This is a genomic window from Streptomonospora nanhaiensis, from assembly GCF_026642255.1.
Classification (GTDB): Bacteria; Actinomycetota; Actinomycetes; order Streptosporangiales; family Streptosporangiaceae; genus Nocardiopsis; species Nocardiopsis tropica.
This window is the reverse complement of sequence record NZ_CP113264.1, coordinates 6,551,355-6,566,612: the sequence shown is the minus strand read 5'-3', so window position 1 is coordinate 6,566,612 and position 15,258 is coordinate 6,551,355. Positions and strand designations below refer to the sequence as shown.

The window sequence follows — 15,258 nt, the reverse complement described above, 5'->3', positions numbered from 1 at the left end:
GTTGGGGTGCAGGTCACGCCGCATACGGGGCAAGCGACCGAATTCTCTTCGACCGGGTGGCCCGGTGGCCGGACCGCCCGCCCTCCGTGGGCCGGGGCCTGCGCCGGGCCACGGAGGACACGGGCGGGCGCTGCGCAGGACCGGTCCCGGGGCGAGGGGCGGTCAGCCGCCGAGTCTGGCCGCCTGCATGTCGGTCAGCCGCCGCACGAAGACGGCCGCGGCGACCGCCGCCGGTACCGCCACCGCGTGTGCGGCCAGAGCGGCCCAGGCCATCGGCAGGAACTCGAACTCGTACACCTCGATGGAGCCGAAGTCGCCGATCCCGTGCCTCTCCTCGATCATCAGCGCCCACGGGGTCCAGAACAGGGGCCAGGTCGCCAGGGCGGGCAGCCACAGCGCCCACCAGAGGTGGACCACCCCGGCCGGGGCCGTGCGCCCGCCCCGGTCCGCGGGGCTGGAGGCGTGCCAGACGTCGTCGGCGATCTGCTTGGGGAGCCAGAGGTTGCCCACCGGGACGAACCAGCCGAGCACCGCCATGCGCGGGCGGTAGCGCAGACGCCCGGGGGCGAACGACTCCGCGAGCGTGCGCACGCGCAGGAACCAGACCGTCCAGGCCACCAGAAGCCCCGCGCCCAGGGCGATCTGGACGTACCAGAGGGCGAGGGCGAAGGTCCGCCACCCCCACAGCTCCCTCGACGCCGCATAGGCGTGGCCGCTCAGCTCCACGCCCGATTCGGCCGCCACGACGAGCTGGTGGACGACCGCGACCGCGGCGGCGAGCGCGAAGAGGACGAGCAGCCAGTGGACGGCGGCCTGCTCCCCGCGCGGCGGACGCGGCGGGGCCTCGCCGCGTGCACGGCGGCGTTCGTGGACCAGCAGGGGCGCCGGCGGTCCGTCGGGGCCGACCGGATCGACCGGGTGGCCCGGGGCGGGGACGCCGGGCGGGCGCGGAGCGGTTCCGCGGTGGCCGCCCGACGCCGGAACCGGTTCCGGGACGGTTCCCCCCGGACGGCCTCCCCGCGCGGCACGCCCCTCGGGGGCGGCGTCCCCTCCCGGGACTCCTCGGGCCGGGGCGTCCCCCTCCGGGACACCCCCGGCCGGGGTTCCCATGGCGGGGGTTCCCATGGCGGGGGCGGCCTCCTCCGGAACGTCCGCCGCCGGGACGACGGCGGTCAGCGCGAGGGTCCGGCGTGCGACGACCCGGGTCAGCTCCTCGGGGAGCCACCGCTCGTGGGCGGGCGCGGGCAGGGAGGCCGTGAGCGCGGCCAGCTCCTCCAGCGCCCCGCCGACCCCGGGGCGGTCGTCGGGCCCCTTCGCCAGGCATCGGGCGACCAGGGGCGCGAGGGTGGTCGGGACGCCGTCCAGGTCCGGGGCCTCGTGCACGATCCGGTAGGCCACCGCGTGGGCCGGGCCCTGCCCGAACGGGCTGCGCCCCGTGGCGGCGAAGGCCAGCACGCACCCCAGCGAGAACACGTCCGAGGCCGGGCCCACCGGCAGGGCGCGCGCCTGCTCGGGGGACATGAACGCCGCCGTTCCCAGCACCGTGGAGGTCCGGGTGAAGGATGTGGCGTCCAGGGCGCGGGCGATGCCGAAGTCGATGAGCCGGGGCCCGTCCTCGGCGAGGACGACGTTGGCGGGCTTGAGGTCGCGGTGCACCACCCCGCAGGCGTGCACTGCCGCCAGGCCCTCGGCCAGCCCTGCGCCCAGCACGGCCACCGATTCGGCCGGGAGCGGCCCGTGGTCGGCCACGGCACGGTGGAGGGAGGGGCCGGGGATGTAGGCGGTGGCCAGCCAGGGCGGGTCGGCGTCGGGGTCGGCGTCCACGACCTGCGCGGTGTAGAACCCGCCCACCTTCCTCGCGGCGGTCGCCTCGGCGGCGAACCGCCGCCGGAACTCGGGGTCCTCGGCCAGTTCGGGGTGCACGGTCTTGACCGCGACCAGGCGTCCTCCCGGTGAGCGCCCCAGGAACACCCTCCCCATGCCGCCCGTGCCCAGCCGTCCCGCCAGCCGGTAGGGGCCGATCCTGAGGGGGTCGCCGTCGCGCAGGGGGGTGGCCATGGCTTCACGCTCCGCCAGAGGTCGTGTGTTCGAACGGCCTGATGATCCCAGAAATCCGCCCCTGTGGGGCTTTGTGCCCGCATCCGGCCAGGGCGGGCCCCGACGCGCCCCCGTGCCGCCCGCCGCCCCACCCCCCGATGATCTTGTACTTATAGCGAGGTTGGGCGCCCAACCTCGCTATAAGTACAAGATCATCGGGAGAGGCGGGCGGGCCGGTCGCGCCTCAGGCGGAGGGGTCGGGGACCAGGCCGTTCCGGAGCAGGAGCAGGTAGGCGTCGGCGGCGGCCCGGCGGCGCTCGGCCGGGTGCTCGGTGACCGCGTGGATCAGCCCGCACAGCAGCTTGAGCAGGTTCTCCCCGGTCAGGGGCGTCTCAGGGCGGGCGCGTTCGAGGAGCCGCGAGGCCGCCGCGACGAGTTCGCCCTTGGCCTGGCGCAGGGACTCCCGCTCGTCCTCGACGGTGATCAGGACGTCGAACAGGCCGGGCTGGTCGAGCGCCGCGGTCAGGGCCGCCCGGAGGAAGGCGTCGAGTCCCCGCCGGGGGTCGGGGTCGGCCACCGCCTCGGCCGCCACGCGGTTGAGGTCGGTGACCGCCTCCTCGACCACGGCCTCCAGCATCGCCCGCGGGGTGGGGAAGAGGCGGTAGACCGTGCCGACGCCGACCCCCGCGCGGCGGGCCAGCTCGTTGAGCTTGAGGTCGGTCTCCCCGGCGCCGACCGCCTCCCGGGCCTTCTCGAAGATCTTCTGGTTGTTGCGCGCGACGTCCGCCCGCATGGCTGCCCCCCGGGTCCAGGAAGTCGATAACTCATCAACTTCTCGTGCTACGGTGAAATCGATAGCTTATCAACTTCCTTGGGGGGAACCGCATGACCATCGTCTTCGTCCACGGTGTGCCCGAGACGCCGTCGCTCTGGAACGCCGTCCGCGCCCTCGTCCCCGAGCCGAGCGTGGCCCTGCGCCTGCCCGGCTTCGGCAGCGCCCGGCCGGACGGCATGCACGGCAAGGAGGAGTACGCCGCCTGGCTGGCCGACGAACTCCGCGCCGTCGGCGGGCCCGTCGACCTCGTCGGCCACGACTGGGGCGCCCACCTGGCCATGCGCGCGGTCTCCGCCCACGACGTCCCGGTCCGCAGCTGGGTCTCCGACGTCGCCCACGGCTGGCACCCCGGGTACACGTGGCACGACGCGGCCACGCTGTGGCAGAAGAGCCCCGAGGGGGAGGAGTCGCTGGCCGGGCTGCGCGAGGCCGTCCCCGGCAGCGGGGCGACCTTCGGGGAGGTGCTCCGGTCCCGGGGCATGAGCGCGGAACTCGCGCAGGAGGTGGACGCCGCCCACGACGAGGTGATGAGCGCCGCCATCCTGGCGCTCTACCGGTCGGCGTGGCCCAACTTCCACGCGGACTGGGGCAAGGGGTTCGAGGGGCCCGTCCGGGCACGCGGGCTCGTGCTCGTGCCGACCGGGGACCCGATGGCCCGCCCGGACCAGGACCGGGACGTGGCCCGGCAGCTGGGGGCGGAGTACGAGGAGCTGGACGGGCTGACCCACTACTGGATGCTCCAGGACCCCGAGCGGGGCGCGGCCGTCCTGCGCCGGTTCTGGGACTCGCTGCCCGGCTGAGCCCCGGGGGTCCCCGTCGCGGCGGACGGGACGGGGACCCCCCGGGGCGGTTCAGCGGGTGAACACGTAGGGGCGCAGGCCCGGCGGGACCCCGGCCGGGTCGAAGGTCAGGGACGCCCACACGTGGGTGCCCAGGTCGGCCCAGGGCGCGAGCCGGTGGTGGCCCCACGCGGAGGCCAGGTTCTCGACCATGAGCAGGCCGCGCTGCCCCTCCGCCCGGTCCCACTCGTCGGCGGTCCGCTCGCGGGGGACGGCGGGGACGCCGCCGCCCCCGCCGAAGTCGGACAGGCCCACGCGCAGGGTGCCCGGGTCGGGCATGGACAGCGCGCGCAGGACCTCGCCGCCCTCGTGGCCGGAGTCGGTGTACTTGCAGCAGTTGGCGAAGAGTTCGCTGGTGACGAGGGTGAGCGTGTCTACCGTGTCCGGATCGAACCCGGCCAGGTCGGCGGCGAGGTCCGCGCGGACCCCGCCCAGCCCGGACAGGTGCCCGGGGTAGACGCGGTGCTCCCAGAAGACGCGGGGCCTCATGCCGGGACCCCCTGACGGGCCCGCCGACCGCCCCACCCGTGGGTGGCGGCGGCCAGGTCGTCCCAGGTCTCCGGGGTCGCGGTCCCGGCGAGCGGAACCGGCGGCCCGTACGCAGCGAGGGGCAGCGGGGACGGGGCGGCGAGGAGGTCGCCGGAGGTGCGGGGCCGGGGGACCCAGCCGTGGAGGCGGGCGCTGGCCTCGGCCTGGACGCGGAGCAGCGCCCGTTCGCGCTCGCTCTCCCGCTCATGGGCCTCGTAGTAGGGCCGGACGAGGGCGACGTCCCCGGCCTCGCAGGTGTGGCGCGGGGGAGCCAGGTCCCGCACCGGGCGGGGAGGGGTCCCCGGGGTCGGAGCGGCGGCCGTGGCGGTGTCGGGCGCGGCCACCGGGGCCGGAACGGGAACGGGCGCGTAGCGGCGGACCCGGGTGGACCGGCGGCGGCGCAACAGCCCGGGGGAGGCGTGGCGTCCGCGAGGGGCGATGAACAGGGCCGTGACCAGCCGAAAGGCAGGGGTCAGGGCCGCAGCGCTAAACTGGCGCATGCTGGCATTCCTTGTGGTTAAAGAGGTGTGACTTGCTGGCCACGACCCCGAACGGTGTTCAGCCGTTGCGGGGTCATTTGGTGCAGGTGGCTTGTCGAGACAGAGATTAGGGGGTCGGGGGGTGGGGCGGGGGAGGTATCGGAAAGTAAGGCGGGGAAAGTTGAGAAAACGGCCCACCGGTTCGCCGGTGGGCCGTTTTTATGTCCGTGATCAGGGGATATGGGCTTCTGGGTCGAGGGCCGCCGCCCGGGACCCGGGGGCCTGGTTCCGGGGCGTGTGCGGAGCGCGGCGGAGTGTCCGCCGAATGGGGCAGCATGTCCGGCATGGACAGTCCTGAGCAGTATCGCCAGGCGGCCCGCGAGGCCGGTGTGCCCGAACACGCCATCGACCTGGCCCTCGGCCTCGCCCGCCCCCAGATCGAGCTGACGTCCTCGGCGGAGGACGGCGGGGTCCTGGCCGGGCGGTACGGCGGTCTCCCCTCCCTTCCCCCGGACGCCGCATGGGGCTCCTACCCGCACTTGGTCGCGTCGGTCGACTGCGCGGCCCTTCCACGGGACGCCCTCGACATCCCGCTGCCGGAGGACGGCCACCTGCTGTTCTTCGCCAACAAGCACGACCCGCTCGACGACGACGAGCCCGCCGACGGCGACTACGTGGTGTACGTCCCGGTCGGGACGGTCACGGAGGAACGGTCTCCCCAGCCCCTGCGCGAGGACCTCGGGGAGATCGAGGACGAGGAGGGGGCCGCGTACTGGGCCACCCCCCAGACGGACCCGCGCCCGCTCTACGCCCGGACCGTCCTGAGTCTGCCGACGGACGGCGACGACGCCCTCCAGGACCCGGAGCTCCGACGGGTCTACCGGCAGTACGGCCTGGAACACCACGACAAGCGGAAGCAGGTGTGGGCGGTCGATCTGCTCCTGGGCGGCTACGCCTACTCCCCGCAGGACCCGCCCGTCATGCAGTCACCGGAGGAGAGGGCGAAGGAGGAGTGGGTCCTGCTGGCCCAGGCGCAGTACCCCATGCAGGCGGACCCCGACTGCACAGGCTGCCCGTTCTGGATCATCCGGCGCAGCGACCTGGAGAAGAGGGACTTTGCGGGCGCGGGAGTGGTCATGTGGGAGTACCACTGACCGGGTGAACCCAGAGGGCGAGGGCGTCGGCCCGTCAGCCGGACGGCGTGCGTCGGCGGAGGCACCCCGTCATGGGGCGGGAACGGGAGAACGGCCGACCAGAGGGCTGGTCGGCCGTCGTCGTGTCCGGGATCAGGGGAGAAGGGTGGTGGAGCCGAGGAACGCCGCCCAGGCCTCGGGGGTGTAGTCGATGTGGTCGAGGGGTCGGTTCTCGGTGTCGCGCACCAGGACCGACTCTCCTTCGGCGACCTCGACGCATCTGCCCGCTTCGCCGCTGTGGGTGCTCTTGTGCCAGGCGTTCACGGTGGCTCCTCTGCCTCGTCGGCTCAGGCGCGGTGGGTGGTCACCCCGCGCAGGAATGATGCCCACGCTTCGGCGGTGTAGTCGATGTGGCCGAGGGGTCGGTTCTGGGTGTCGCGCACCAGAACAGCCTTCCCCTCCGCGACCTCGACGCAACTCCCCGAGGCACCGCTGTAGCTGCTCTTGTGCCAGTGGGGCTCACGCTTCGTCATCGAGTTCTTCCCTGACCTTCCTGATGAGTTCCCGGCTCGCACGGGGCGACAGCGCTTCGGCCTGGAGAACGCCGAAGAGCGTCGCGCAGTGTTGCACCTGCATCATGCCATCCATGAGCTGCTCACCTTCCATGTGTTCGGCTGAGGCCACCACGGGTTTGTCGGGGAACGTGTAGAGACGAAAGGGCCCCGAACCGCCCGGATGGCACTCCGCGTCGCTCGGGATGACCTGGAAGCGGATTTCGCCCCTCTCGATTAACCCAACGACGCGGCTCAGCTGTTCCAGGAGCACGCCCTTGCCACCTTGAACAGTTCGACGAAGTACCGGCTCCTCCACCACGATCGACACCAGCGGAGGGCTTTCAGGCTTCACCAAGACTTCCTGACGAGCCATCCTCAGGGTGACCATCTGGTCCACCTCTTTTGCCGAGAACCAAGGACCGCTGTCATAGAGCAGTCCCCTCGCATAGTTCTCGCACTGGATCAGTCCAGGGAAGATCACCGGTTGGTACTCCCGGAGTTCGGTCGCCTCCCGCTCCAGCTGTCCGACCTCCGTGTACCAGGGCGGTAGTGCGTCGGGCTCGTTCGCCGCGTTCCAGGCCCGATTTATCGCACCGCCGCAATCGAAGAGCGCATCGAGTTCTTCCGCCCGGTCCGAAGGCAGCCTCCGCCTGCCCTTCTCCCACGCGGACACCGTGGACTGGACGACCTTCAGCGCCTTGGCCACCTGTCCCTGCGTCATTCCGGCCTGGCTCCGTGCCGCCGCGATCTTCCTGCCCAGGGTCTTGCGCCTGGGGTTGGCCTTGAGGCTCACTACGACTCCCATTTCCGGGTTATCGCCACTACGACCCATGCAAGACCAGGACACGACCCGATAGAGCCTGTAACGACTAAGTGTGACCGTTCGGTGATTTCGCTGGAACCCGCCCACGGGCGGCCCCAGGGTGGTGCCACGGGCCACGCGCGTAGTGGCCGACCCAGGGAGGGAATACAGGTGCGACCAGCCATCCGCATTGTGCCGAACCGCGAGCCCGACACCGGCGGCTCCGAGCCCCTGCCCCGCCGGGTCACGGACCCCGACGACCGCGCGCCGATGGTGCTCGACCGCACTTGCGGGGTCCCCGACTGCCACGCCCTGGCCGTCGCCGGACGCCCCGAACAGGCCGCCGTCCTGCGCAGGCGCATCGCCACGGTCCTGCCGCCCGCGACCGCCGACACCGCCCAGTACCTGGTCAGCGAACTCTTCAACAACGCCATCACCCACTCGCGCAGCGGGGACGAGGGAGGGCACGTGACCGTGACCGTCCACTGGTTCCCCGACCGCGTCCAGCTGAAGGTCATCGACCAGGGGCCGCGCGGCGAGGCCGGCTCCACCCCGCACATGCGCCCCCTCGACCTGGAGAGGGAGGGCGGCCTGGGGCTCCGCCTCGTGCACGTCCAGGCGGCCAGGTGGGGGACCTTCCACGACCGGAACCGCACCACCGTGTGGTTCGAGCTGGACCGGCCGCAGGCCCGGATCTGAGGTGCCGCCCGTGACGACGCGACAAGAAAGGGGGAGACCGGTGGCGGAGCGAGCCCCGGAGAACCCCGCCCCAGACGTTTCCGTACGACCGGTGGAGAGGTTGCTGACCCCGCGTGAGGCCTCGCGCGTCCTCGGCGTGGACCCCAAGACCCTCATCCGGTGGGAGGGGGAGGGGCGGCTCATGTCGCTCCGCACACTCGGGGGGCACCGGCGCTACCCGAGGACCCTGGTCGAGCAGCTGGCCGTCCCGGTGCCGCCGCTGGAGGAGGTCGTCTCCACCCTGCGGCAGGTCCACGACCGGGCCCTGGAGATCGGGGCGCGGGAGGAGGCGGCCACGATCGCCCGGCTCATGGCGGTACTGGACGCCGAGGGGTGAACGCCCGCCGACCCCCGCGGGGGCGGGGCCGGCGGGGAAGGTCGATCGGTCGCGGTGCGCGGGCGGGTCCGGCTACGGCGCCACGAGGCAGTCCACGGGGAGGCTCGTGGTGGTGTTGAGCGAGACGGGGGAGAGGGGGTGGTCGAGCACCCCGCCCACGGCCGCACAGGCCTGGTCGAGGGTCTCGTCGGCGACGGCCGTGCCGGCGCCGACCGCCAGTGCGGCGGCGGTGAGGGCGGTGGCGGCCAGAAGGGTTCGCAGGCGCATGTCTCTCCACGGTCGATCACTCGGAGGATTCGTTGAACGACCAAGAGTAGTCGTGATGGGACGGTCGCGCCCCGGGAACGCCTCCTGTCCGCCCCGCCGACCCGTGCACGGTCCCGTCACGGGGCTCGCGCGCACCCGGGGAGGTCGCTCCGCACCGACGCGCCGAGGCGTCGGATCAGCCGGGGCGGACCCGCGTCGGAGGAGGCGGGGCGGTCAGCGGGACCGGGGGACCCGGTGCTCCCCGGAGCCGTTCGACGGGACGCGCCCGCGGAGGGAGGGCGCCGCCGGAGCGGCGGCCCCGGCCCCGCGTCCGCCACCGGCGCGCGCGACCGGCCGGTCCGCGAGGACTCCGCGCACGGCGCCGGGCGGGGTGGCCGACACCGAGGCCCCGCCCCCGGACGCCCCTCCCGGCCACCGGGCCCCGGCCTGTTCGACCCGGTCGCACAGGACCCGCATGCGGGTGAGCGACGTGCGCAGGGTCTCGGTGCCCGCACGCATGCGGCCGACGGCGTTGAGCGCCCTCATCTCCGCGGGCCGGACGCCGCGCGCCAGGAGGCGGACCAGCTCGCCGAAGGACCTCCTCCCCGCGTCGGCGTATCCGGCCACCTGCTCGGGATCGTCCCCCGCCGCGAGCAGCGTCCTGCCCCGGGCGAGGAAGCCCGCGACCTCCCCGGCCGTCCCCCGGGAATCCGGGGCCGACGCCCGTGCGGCCCGCTCGGACTCCTCCAGGCGCGGCACCAGGCCGCTGAGCTCGGCGCGGGCGGAGAGCCACTCCCGCTTCATGGCATCGGCCTCCGCCACGACCTGGTTGAGTTCGGCGCGGGTGTACGGGGGCTGCCTCCGCGCCCAGGGGAAGCGTCGGCGCGTCTCCGGGGACAGCGGGTGCTCGCCCATCTCCAACCGGACCTCGGCCATGCTGTCACTCCCTGGTGTCGGCGGACGCGGCCCTGGGCGGGCCGACGCTTCCTGTTCGCCGGTTACGATCCGTACTTCTCCCGTCCGGTTCACGGGAGTTCCGGTGGGACAGGGGTTCTGGCAGCCGACCCGCCGTCCGGGCGGCGGGAACCGTGCGGTCCACGGAGCCCCGGGCCCGGACCCCGTTGCGGGGTTCCGGGACGGCGCCCGTACCCGCCTACTCGGACATCTCGCCGGCGCTGCGGATCCTCTCCCGCATCCACTCGGGGATGTTCTCCTCGGACCTGGGGAAGTGCCGCTGTTCGAGCACGAACGAGCCGTCGGAGGGCGGCACGTCGAACTCCGGCGGGTTGTCGTAGTCATAGGTGACGTGGAAACGGGCCGGGCGCTCGATGGTGTAGACCGCGGAGAACCAGGTCCCCTTGCCCTCGCTGTACATGCCGGGCCGGAGCCTGTCCATCTCGTCCCACACCGAGTCGGGCGGGTCGATCCTGTGGATCGCGCCGTCCCTGACGGCGGCCTCCGTGTGAATCGTGGAGATCCCGACCAGCCCGCTGTAGTGGCACCGGATCTCCGTCCAGCCGTCAGGGGCGAGGCCCAGAAGAATGCCTCCGATCCTGCGGAGGATCTCCTGCTGCTCTTCGGTTGTGAGTGCCTGCGTGGCCATGGATTCCTTTTCCTCGGTTCATTTCCGGGATATTGGAGATCCGGACCGGTTTCTGTGGCACCCCGTTGATCGAGTGGTCTGTCCGAATCCTGTTCGGAGTTGTCATGTCGGCTGCGTACTCACCCTGATCCTAGCGCTGACCTGTGCTTTAGGAAGTCCGGTGGCAGGGTCTTTCTGGGTCAGCCGAGCCCATTCCTCCTCAAGCTTGTAGTAGTTGTCCCTGTGCGTGTCCGTCGCCGATTTCGACTGGTTCGGGTTCTCCAGCATGGGCGCCGGGTTCAGGCGCTCGCCAGCTTCGAAGAACTGCGTTTCGATGAGGTGCCCGCCGTTCCCGTCGGAATTCTCCGCACGGAATTCGGGGTTCTGGGGAGCGCCCGGGGAAGCGTCGTTGTCGTCGTTGAGGTCGAGGTGTTCCTCGGCCCCTTCGTTACCGGTCCTCCCCTGGTCCGGGCACCTCCGGCCGTTGTTCGACCGAGTGTGCTCGACGAGGTGGCCCACCGCGTACGGCCTCCTGGGTCAGACGGGGAACTCGCCGTACCAGGATCGTTTCACGATGTGTTCGGGCAGGTACTCCGATTCCACGTCGAGGGAGAAGTCCGGATCGATCTGGGCCTTGTCGTGGGCCAGGCAGGCGATGGCAAGGAGTCCCAGGGGGACGACGCCGTGGACGCCTGCGGGGGCGTCCTCGCGTGTCTGGTAGCGCTTGAAGGATTCCAGTGCCTCGGCGAGTACCTGGTTGAAGGCCGCCGCGTCTCCCATGAGCAGCAGGCGGAAGACGTCCATCTGGGGGAAGGTGACCAGGTCCAGGTATTCGCCGCCGAACGCGCCCCGGCGTGGGTCGGAGAGTTCCATGGCCCGGCGGAGTTCGGCCGCCAGGTCGTCGGTGCCGTTGACGTAGGCCTGTAGCGCGGCGGTCCAGTGGAAGCTGAACTCGTTGTGGGTGATGCCCCCGGCCTCTCCTGCTCGACGCAGGCGTTCGGTGGGGATGCGGCACAGGGCTTCGGCGTGGGTGTTGGCGCGGCAGGTGACCGCGAGGAAGAACGCGGTCTGCCAGGTGCCGACGTTGGCGGTGTGGATCAGGCCCGGGGACTCCAGGGTGCGGACCTGCTGGTCGATCAGGTATTCGACCGTGCTGCCCTTCTCGGCCTCGGAGAGGGCGAAGACCGCGTTGTGGAACTGCATCGCGACGGTCCAGGCCTCCCAGGTCTCCAGATCGCGGGCCGGAGGATCCACCAGGAGGGATTCCTCCGCGGTCTGGAGCACGGGACCCAGCCACAGTCCGATGTTCGCGGCGTTCCGGACCGTCTTCTGGACCATCTTCGCCCGGCGCTTCACCTGGTAGGCAATCTCCTCCTCATCGATCCCGTGGTCCATCTCGTGCCGGGAGACGTAAGCGGTCATGAAGCCTCCTTGTTGGAGAGGTCGAAGATCTGGTGATCGTAGCCGTTGGCGCGGGAATCACCGGTCCATTCCCTCCGGCCGTCCGCGTCCGTGACGTACTGCCCGTTGGAGTCCTGGCGGTAGACGTCGACCGGGTCGCCCTTGAACACCGCGTAGGTCACCCGGCCCTGGTCCAGCTTGTCCAGGATCTCCTCGGCGAGGCGGCGTTCCGCGGCGTTGCCCGCCTGGCCGCCGCGTTCGCGCATCACCCTGAGAATGTCCTCCACATACGCGCGCGTACCCTGGCTCACCCGCCTGGGGTCCTCGCCCGCAGGAGTGACGTTGCGTTCCCCGAGATCGGTCTTGGTGCTGCTCTTGGCCTCGACGATGACGATGTCGCCGTCCACGGTGCGGTAGACCTGGTCGAACTGGTCGTTGCCGTTCTTCGGCGCGAACGGCGAAGGGCTGATCTCCTCCGCGCCGTCCAGGTTCGGCCGCAGCTCCGTCAGCTCGGGCTTGCCGTCGTCTCCGTAGACGGTGTCGCCGTCCTCGTCGACGACGTGGCGCATCACCGGATCGCCGTTTCCGTCGTGGATCGTGCTGCCGTCGAACTCGTGCCGGGCACCGATCCTGGCGGTCTCCTCGCCGAAGTCCTCAGCGACGTCCGTGGCGTACTTGTGCGCCTCCCGGTACTTCTGCTTCGCCTCTTCGACGAGGGGGTGGTTCGGCCCCTTGTCCTTGTACTCGCCGTGCAGTTCCTCCATCGCCGCGAGGTGGTCCCGGGCCCGCATGGAGGCGTTGATGGAGACACGCCTGTCGTGGGCGAGGTGGTCGAGGCCGCCCAGGTCGTTCCTGAGCTGGTTGCGCCGTGCGAGCTCCTCGGGCGCCAGGTCGGTCCGCCTGAACTCGTCACCGTCGAGGCGGAGCTCCGTCTTCTCCCCGAGGAACCGGGGCTGCTCGGCGGCCTCCAACGGGACCCAGTCGCTGTTGCTGTCCGCACGGCTGATCTGCGGGAGCTGCCACTCGTCCGGGCCGATCGTGGTGTCGGCGTGCTTCCGGTGGCCGTTGCCCTCCTTGTAGTACTCCTTGTAGAAGTCGTTGTACGCGCGGCCGTCCTGGTCCTCGTTGAGGAGCCTGCGCAGGTCGTCGCGGAAGGCCTGCTGATTGGCGGGGTCGTCCTTGTCCCCCCAGGTGTGCTCCTGGAACTCCTCCAGAGTGGTCGGGCTCGACGGGCGCTCGCCGTCGCCGCTCCCGTCGCCCCGGGAGCCGTCCGGGCCGTCCGAGTCCGAGCCGCCGCCCGAGTTCCCCTCGGAACCCCCGTGGAAGTCGGGGGAGCCCGGGATCCCGGGACGGTCACCGCCCGAGCCGCCCTCGCCGCCGGACGAGTCGTTGGAGACGGGCCCGGTGTTGCCGGTGCTGCCGGTGTCCCCGTTCCCCGGCGTGCCGTTGCCATTGCCGTTGTCGACACTGTTGGTGACCGTGGGCGTGCGGTCCCGCATCTCGGGGCCGTTGCCCGTGTCACCCGTGTCCGCCCGCGTGTCGAAGTCCTGCGGCCCCGTGCCGGTGAGCCGGTACACGTCCTCCGCCGAGGTGTCGCGGGGCCGGTCGGCCTCCATCGTGTCGCCGCGCGGCGTGACCGGGACCCGGGCCGGGTCGTTCTCCAGGTCGGGCCGGTCGGGCTCGATGTCGTTGCCCTCCCACGAGCCCTCGCGGTTCGGGCCGGTCTTGGCGTTGCGGTCGACCTCGTCGATCTCGGCCTGGTTGCGCTGGGTGACCTCGCGTCCGAAGTCGGCGTTCTCCGGGTTGTTGACGATGTCCAGGAAGTCGTCCGTGGCCTGGAGCTGGTCCGCGGTGGCGTCGCGGTTCCGGGACGGGTTGTCCGCGCCGTCGTCGCCGTTGTTGTTGACCGGGGTGACCCGGCGGTTGTCCGGCGTCCCGTCCGGGACGGGGTCGGTCCCGCCGGTGCTGCCGCCGTTGATCCGGTCCAGCGCCGCCCGCATCTCGCCGAGCTGCGACGGGCTGAAGGAGCCGGTGTCGAGGTCGCTCATGTCGAAGTCGAACGTGGGCGAGCCACTGCCGCCGAACCGGCCGGGGATGCCGAGGTTGAGGTTGTTCACGTCGAACTCCGGTATGTCCGGCGTGTTCACGCTCGGGCCGTCGCCGCCCATCCGGTTGAGCATCGCCGAACCGCGCCACGCCAGGAGCGGCGCGCCCACGACCGCGCCCACGCCGGTGGCGGACAGGGCCACGCCGGCCACCGTCGCGCCGATGTTGAGCAGGGCCGTGCCGATCACGTAGCCGGGCCGCTCGCCCCACTCCTCCCACGGCACCACCGCGTGCGCGGCGTCCTTCCACGCCCCGCCCGCGATCTCGCCGGTGCGCTCCCAGCCCTGGAAGCCCCAGCTGTCGTTCTCGGCGTCGTACATGCCCACCAGCGACGCCGCCGACTGGAGGTTGCCCTCGTGGTACTCCCACAGGTTGTCGCCCCAGCTGCCCTGGAACCAGCCGTCGGAGTTGTGGATGCCGACGAACCCGCCGACGTCCTCGGCGATGCCCACCCCGAAGTCCTTGACCGCGGACCCCGCGTCCACCCACCAGCCGTGGTCGGTCTCCTGGGAGCCGCCCCACGCCATGTCGACGTCGCCCAGGTACCCGTCGAACCCGTGCTGGTACTCGTTCGCCCCGGGCGGGCTGCCGTCCGCGTTCGCGGAGACGAAGCTCGTGCGGCCGGGGATGTCGGCGTTGATGGCGTTCGCGCAGTCCCGCTCCGCCTGCTCGTACTCCTGGCGCAGGGCGTCGGCGCGGTCGAGGAGGGCCTGGTGCTCCCCGACCTTGTCGCTCTCGTTGCCGACGAGCCGGTTCCAGAAGCCGTCGGCCTGCTTCCAGTCGTCGTTGCTGGTGTCGATGGAGTTGAGGAAGGCGTTCGAGTCGGTCGTGAGGGTCGCCCACCTGCCCTTGATGTCGCGCACGGCCTCGGCGAAGGTCTCCAGGGCCGTGGCAGCCTTGCCCGTCGAGGTCTCCACCGAGTCCCCGTCGGTCGCGACGGAGTCGACCGCCGCGAGCAGGGTCCCGGACTCGGGCGCGGTGTAGCAGCCGGAGAGGCCCGACCACGCGCTCTTGATGTCGGCCCCGATCCCGGACACCGTCGTCCCGGCCGTGCGGAGCTGCCCCGCCAGGGTCTCCAGCTCGGCGGGGTCGGCGGTGGGAACGGGGAACATCGAGGGGTTGATCAGGCCGCCGGTGGGCGTGCACATCTCGGTCACGTGGACGTCTCCATCTGGGATCCGGAGCGAGTCGGGGTAGGGGTCTCCGGGGCAGGGAACCGGGGAGATGGAACAGGGCCGGGATCAGGGGCCGGGGGTACGGCGGCGCCTAGGGGACGTGGGGGCCGTACACCGGACGCTCGGGCTCCGGCTCCGGGAGCACGCCGGCGTTCTGCTGGGCCTCGGCCGCCATCTCCAGGTTGCCGTTGACGTAGTGCGTGGTGGCCTCGCTGGCCCCGGTGACGGCGCTGACCGTCACCCCGGCCATGTCGCCCATGAGGCCGAAGTTGTGCTCGGCGAACTCGCCCAGGGCCATGCTGACGGGGGCGCTGTTCGCCTCGCCGCTGATGCTCGTGAGCAGGGTCTCGGTCGAGGTCATGGAGCCGACCAGGCCCTCGCTGCCGCCCTCCTCGCCGATGTGTCCGGCGACGGTGGTCAGGACGCCGCCGACCTCGGACGGCAGGATGTTCCAGGCTGACACGGG

18 protein-coding genes are annotated in these 15,258 nt (G+C 71.9%); 4 read left to right on the top strand and 14 right to left on the bottom strand.

The genetic code is table 11. From position 1 onward, the window contains the following. Window positions 1-162 precede the first annotated feature (162 nt). Together OUQ99_RS28310 and OUQ99_RS28305 are read right to left on the bottom strand one after the other, a co-directional pair. The gene (locus OUQ99_RS28310; RefSeq protein ID WP_267946812.1) at window positions 163-2,058 is read right to left on the bottom strand and encodes a protein kinase domain-containing protein; all 1,896 of its coding nucleotides are present in this window, start codon (window positions 2,056-2,058) and stop codon (window positions 163-165) included. A 223-nt stretch (window positions 2,059-2,281) separates the two neighbouring features. Then, window positions 2,282-2,830, bottom strand: coding sequence for a TetR/AcrR family transcriptional regulator (locus OUQ99_RS28305; protein ID WP_267946811.1), 549 nt, complete (start codon window positions 2,828-2,830; stop codon window positions 2,282-2,284). A gap of 92 nt (window positions 2,831-2,922) precedes the next feature. Here OUQ99_RS28305 and OUQ99_RS28300 point away from each other — a divergent pair, with 92 nt between their 5' ends. Further along, window positions 2,923-3,672, top strand: a complete 750-nt coding sequence (locus OUQ99_RS28300; protein WP_267946810.1) for an alpha/beta fold hydrolase — start codon at window positions 2,923-2,925, stop codon at window positions 3,670-3,672. 51 nt (window positions 3,673-3,723) lie between these two features. Here the strand turns inward: OUQ99_RS28300 and OUQ99_RS28295 are convergent, their stop codons facing one another. Together OUQ99_RS28295 and OUQ99_RS28290 are read right to left on the bottom strand one after the other, a co-directional pair. Continuing rightward, complete coding sequence (locus OUQ99_RS28295; RefSeq protein WP_267946809.1) at window positions 3,724-4,200, bottom strand: ATP-binding protein; 477 nt, start codon at window positions 4,198-4,200, stop codon at window positions 3,724-3,726. Further along, window positions 4,197-4,739, bottom strand: coding sequence for a hypothetical protein (locus OUQ99_RS28290; protein WP_267946808.1), 543 nt, complete (start codon window positions 4,737-4,739; stop codon window positions 4,197-4,199). The genes OUQ99_RS28295 and OUQ99_RS28290 overlap by 4 nt, the downstream gene beginning before the upstream one ends. A 323-nt stretch (window positions 4,740-5,062) precedes the next feature. On the opposite strand from OUQ99_RS28290, the gene OUQ99_RS28285 reads away from it, so the two are divergent. Next, window positions 5,063-5,872: a DUF1963 domain-containing protein gene (locus OUQ99_RS28285; protein WP_346660221.1), complete on the top strand. Its 810-nt coding sequence runs from the start codon at window positions 5,063-5,065 to the stop codon at window positions 5,870-5,872. 132 nt (window positions 5,873-6,004) lie between these two features. Here OUQ99_RS28285 and OUQ99_RS28280 read toward each other — a convergent pair whose 3' ends face one another. From OUQ99_RS28280 to OUQ99_RS28270, 3 genes are read right to left on the bottom strand one after another with little or no spacing between them, the layout of a single operon-like run. After that, window positions 6,005-6,175 carry a DUF397 domain-containing protein gene (locus tag OUQ99_RS28280; RefSeq protein ID WP_267946807.1) on the bottom strand — a complete coding sequence of 57 codons (171 nt, stop codon included), beginning with the start codon at window positions 6,173-6,175 and terminating at the stop codon, window positions 6,005-6,007. 23 nt (window positions 6,176-6,198) lie between these two features. Further along, window positions 6,199-6,384, bottom strand: coding sequence for a DUF397 domain-containing protein (locus OUQ99_RS28275; protein ID WP_267946806.1), 186 nt, complete (start codon window positions 6,382-6,384; stop codon window positions 6,199-6,201). Then, entirely contained in the window at window positions 6,371-7,198 is an 828-nt protein-coding gene (locus tag OUQ99_RS28270) for a helix-turn-helix domain-containing protein (RefSeq protein ID WP_267946805.1), read from the bottom strand. The genes OUQ99_RS28275 and OUQ99_RS28270 overlap by 14 nt, the downstream gene beginning before the upstream one ends. A 180-nt stretch (window positions 7,199-7,378) precedes the next feature. On the opposite strand from OUQ99_RS28270, the gene OUQ99_RS28265 reads away from it, so the two are divergent. Beyond that, entirely contained in the window at window positions 7,379-7,906 is a 528-nt protein-coding gene (locus OUQ99_RS28265) for an ATP-binding protein (protein ID WP_267946804.1), read from the top strand. A 100-nt stretch (window positions 7,907-8,006) separates the two neighbouring features. After that, the gene (locus OUQ99_RS28260) at window positions 8,007-8,282 is read left to right on the top strand and encodes a MerR family DNA-binding transcriptional regulator (protein WP_431061459.1); all 276 of its coding nucleotides are present in this window, start codon (window positions 8,007-8,009) and stop codon (window positions 8,280-8,282) included. A gap of 72 nt (window positions 8,283-8,354) precedes the next feature. Here OUQ99_RS28260 and OUQ99_RS28255 read toward each other — a convergent pair whose 3' ends face one another. From OUQ99_RS28255 to OUQ99_RS28225, 7 genes are all read right to left on the bottom strand, one after another. Then, a complete protein-coding gene (locus OUQ99_RS28255) occupies window positions 8,355-8,549 on the bottom strand; it encodes a hypothetical protein (protein ID WP_267946802.1) in 195 nt (64 codons plus the stop codon). Between the two features lie 213 nt (window positions 8,550-8,762). After that, window positions 8,763-9,464, bottom strand: a complete 702-nt coding sequence (locus OUQ99_RS28250; RefSeq protein WP_267946801.1) for a hypothetical protein — start codon at window positions 9,462-9,464, stop codon at window positions 8,763-8,765. Between the two features lie 217 nt (window positions 9,465-9,681). Beyond that, the gene (locus OUQ99_RS28245) at window positions 9,682-10,131 is read right to left on the bottom strand and encodes a hypothetical protein (RefSeq protein ID WP_267946800.1); all 450 of its coding nucleotides are present in this window, start codon (window positions 10,129-10,131) and stop codon (window positions 9,682-9,684) included. A gap of 102 nt (window positions 10,132-10,233) precedes the next feature. Beyond that, entirely contained in the window at window positions 10,234-10,629 is a 396-nt protein-coding gene (locus OUQ99_RS28240) for a hypothetical protein (RefSeq protein ID WP_267946799.1), read from the bottom strand. Window positions 10,630-10,647: 18 nt separating this feature from the next. Then, window positions 10,648-11,532 carry an immunity 49 family protein gene (locus OUQ99_RS28235; RefSeq protein ID WP_267946798.1) on the bottom strand — a complete coding sequence of 295 codons (885 nt, stop codon included), beginning with the start codon at window positions 11,530-11,532 and terminating at the stop codon, window positions 10,648-10,650. After that, window positions 11,529-14,765 carry a hypothetical protein gene (locus tag OUQ99_RS28230; RefSeq protein WP_267950535.1) on the bottom strand — a complete coding sequence of 1,079 codons (3,237 nt, stop codon included), beginning with the start codon at window positions 14,763-14,765 and terminating at the stop codon, window positions 11,529-11,531. The genes OUQ99_RS28235 and OUQ99_RS28230 overlap by 4 nt, the downstream gene beginning before the upstream one ends. A 118-nt stretch (window positions 14,766-14,883) precedes the next feature. After that, window positions 14,884-15,255 carry a DUF6507 family protein gene (locus OUQ99_RS28225; protein ID WP_267946797.1) on the bottom strand — a complete coding sequence of 124 codons (372 nt, stop codon included), beginning with the start codon at window positions 15,253-15,255 and terminating at the stop codon, window positions 14,884-14,886. Between the last annotated feature and the right edge of the window lie 3 nt (window positions 15,256-15,258).

Coding starts and splice junctions, on each gene's coding strand:
- OUQ99_RS28310 (WP_267946812.1), bottom strand. CDS start 2,058: ATGGCCACCCCCCTGCGCGACGGCGACCCCCTCAGGATCGGCCCCTAC.
- OUQ99_RS28305 (WP_267946811.1), bottom strand. CDS start 2,830: ATGCGGGCGGACGTCGCGCGCAACAACCAGAAGATCTTCGAGAAGGCC.
- OUQ99_RS28300 (WP_267946810.1), top strand. CDS start 2,923: ATGACCATCGTCTTCGTCCACGGTGTGCCCGAGACGCCGTCGCTCTGG.
- OUQ99_RS28295 (WP_267946809.1), bottom strand. CDS start 4,200: ATGAGGCCCCGCGTCTTCTGGGAGCACCGCGTCTACCCCGGGCACCTG.
- OUQ99_RS28290 (WP_267946808.1), bottom strand. CDS start 4,739: ATGCGCCAGTTTAGCGCTGCGGCCCTGACCCCTGCCTTTCGGCTGGTC.
- OUQ99_RS28285 (WP_346660221.1), top strand. CDS start 5,063: ATGGACAGTCCTGAGCAGTATCGCCAGGCGGCCCGCGAGGCCGGTGTG.
- OUQ99_RS28275 (WP_267946806.1), bottom strand. CDS start 6,384: ATGACGAAGCGTGAGCCCCACTGGCACAAGAGCAGCTACAGCGGTGCC.
- OUQ99_RS28255 (WP_267946802.1), bottom strand. CDS start 8,549: ATGCGCCTGCGAACCCTTCTGGCCGCCACCGCCCTCACCGCCGCCGCA.
- OUQ99_RS28250 (WP_267946801.1), bottom strand. CDS start 9,464: ATGGCCGAGGTCCGGTTGGAGATGGGCGAGCACCCGCTGTCCCCGGAG.
- OUQ99_RS28245 (WP_267946800.1), bottom strand. CDS start 10,131: ATGGCCACGCAGGCACTCACAACCGAAGAGCAGCAGGAGATCCTCCGC.
- OUQ99_RS28235 (WP_267946798.1), bottom strand. CDS start 11,532: ATGACCGCTTACGTCTCCCGGCACGAGATGGACCACGGGATCGATGAG.
- OUQ99_RS28230 (WP_267950535.1), bottom strand. CDS start 14,765: ATGTGCACGCCCACCGGCGGCCTGATCAACCCCTCGATGTTCCCCGTT.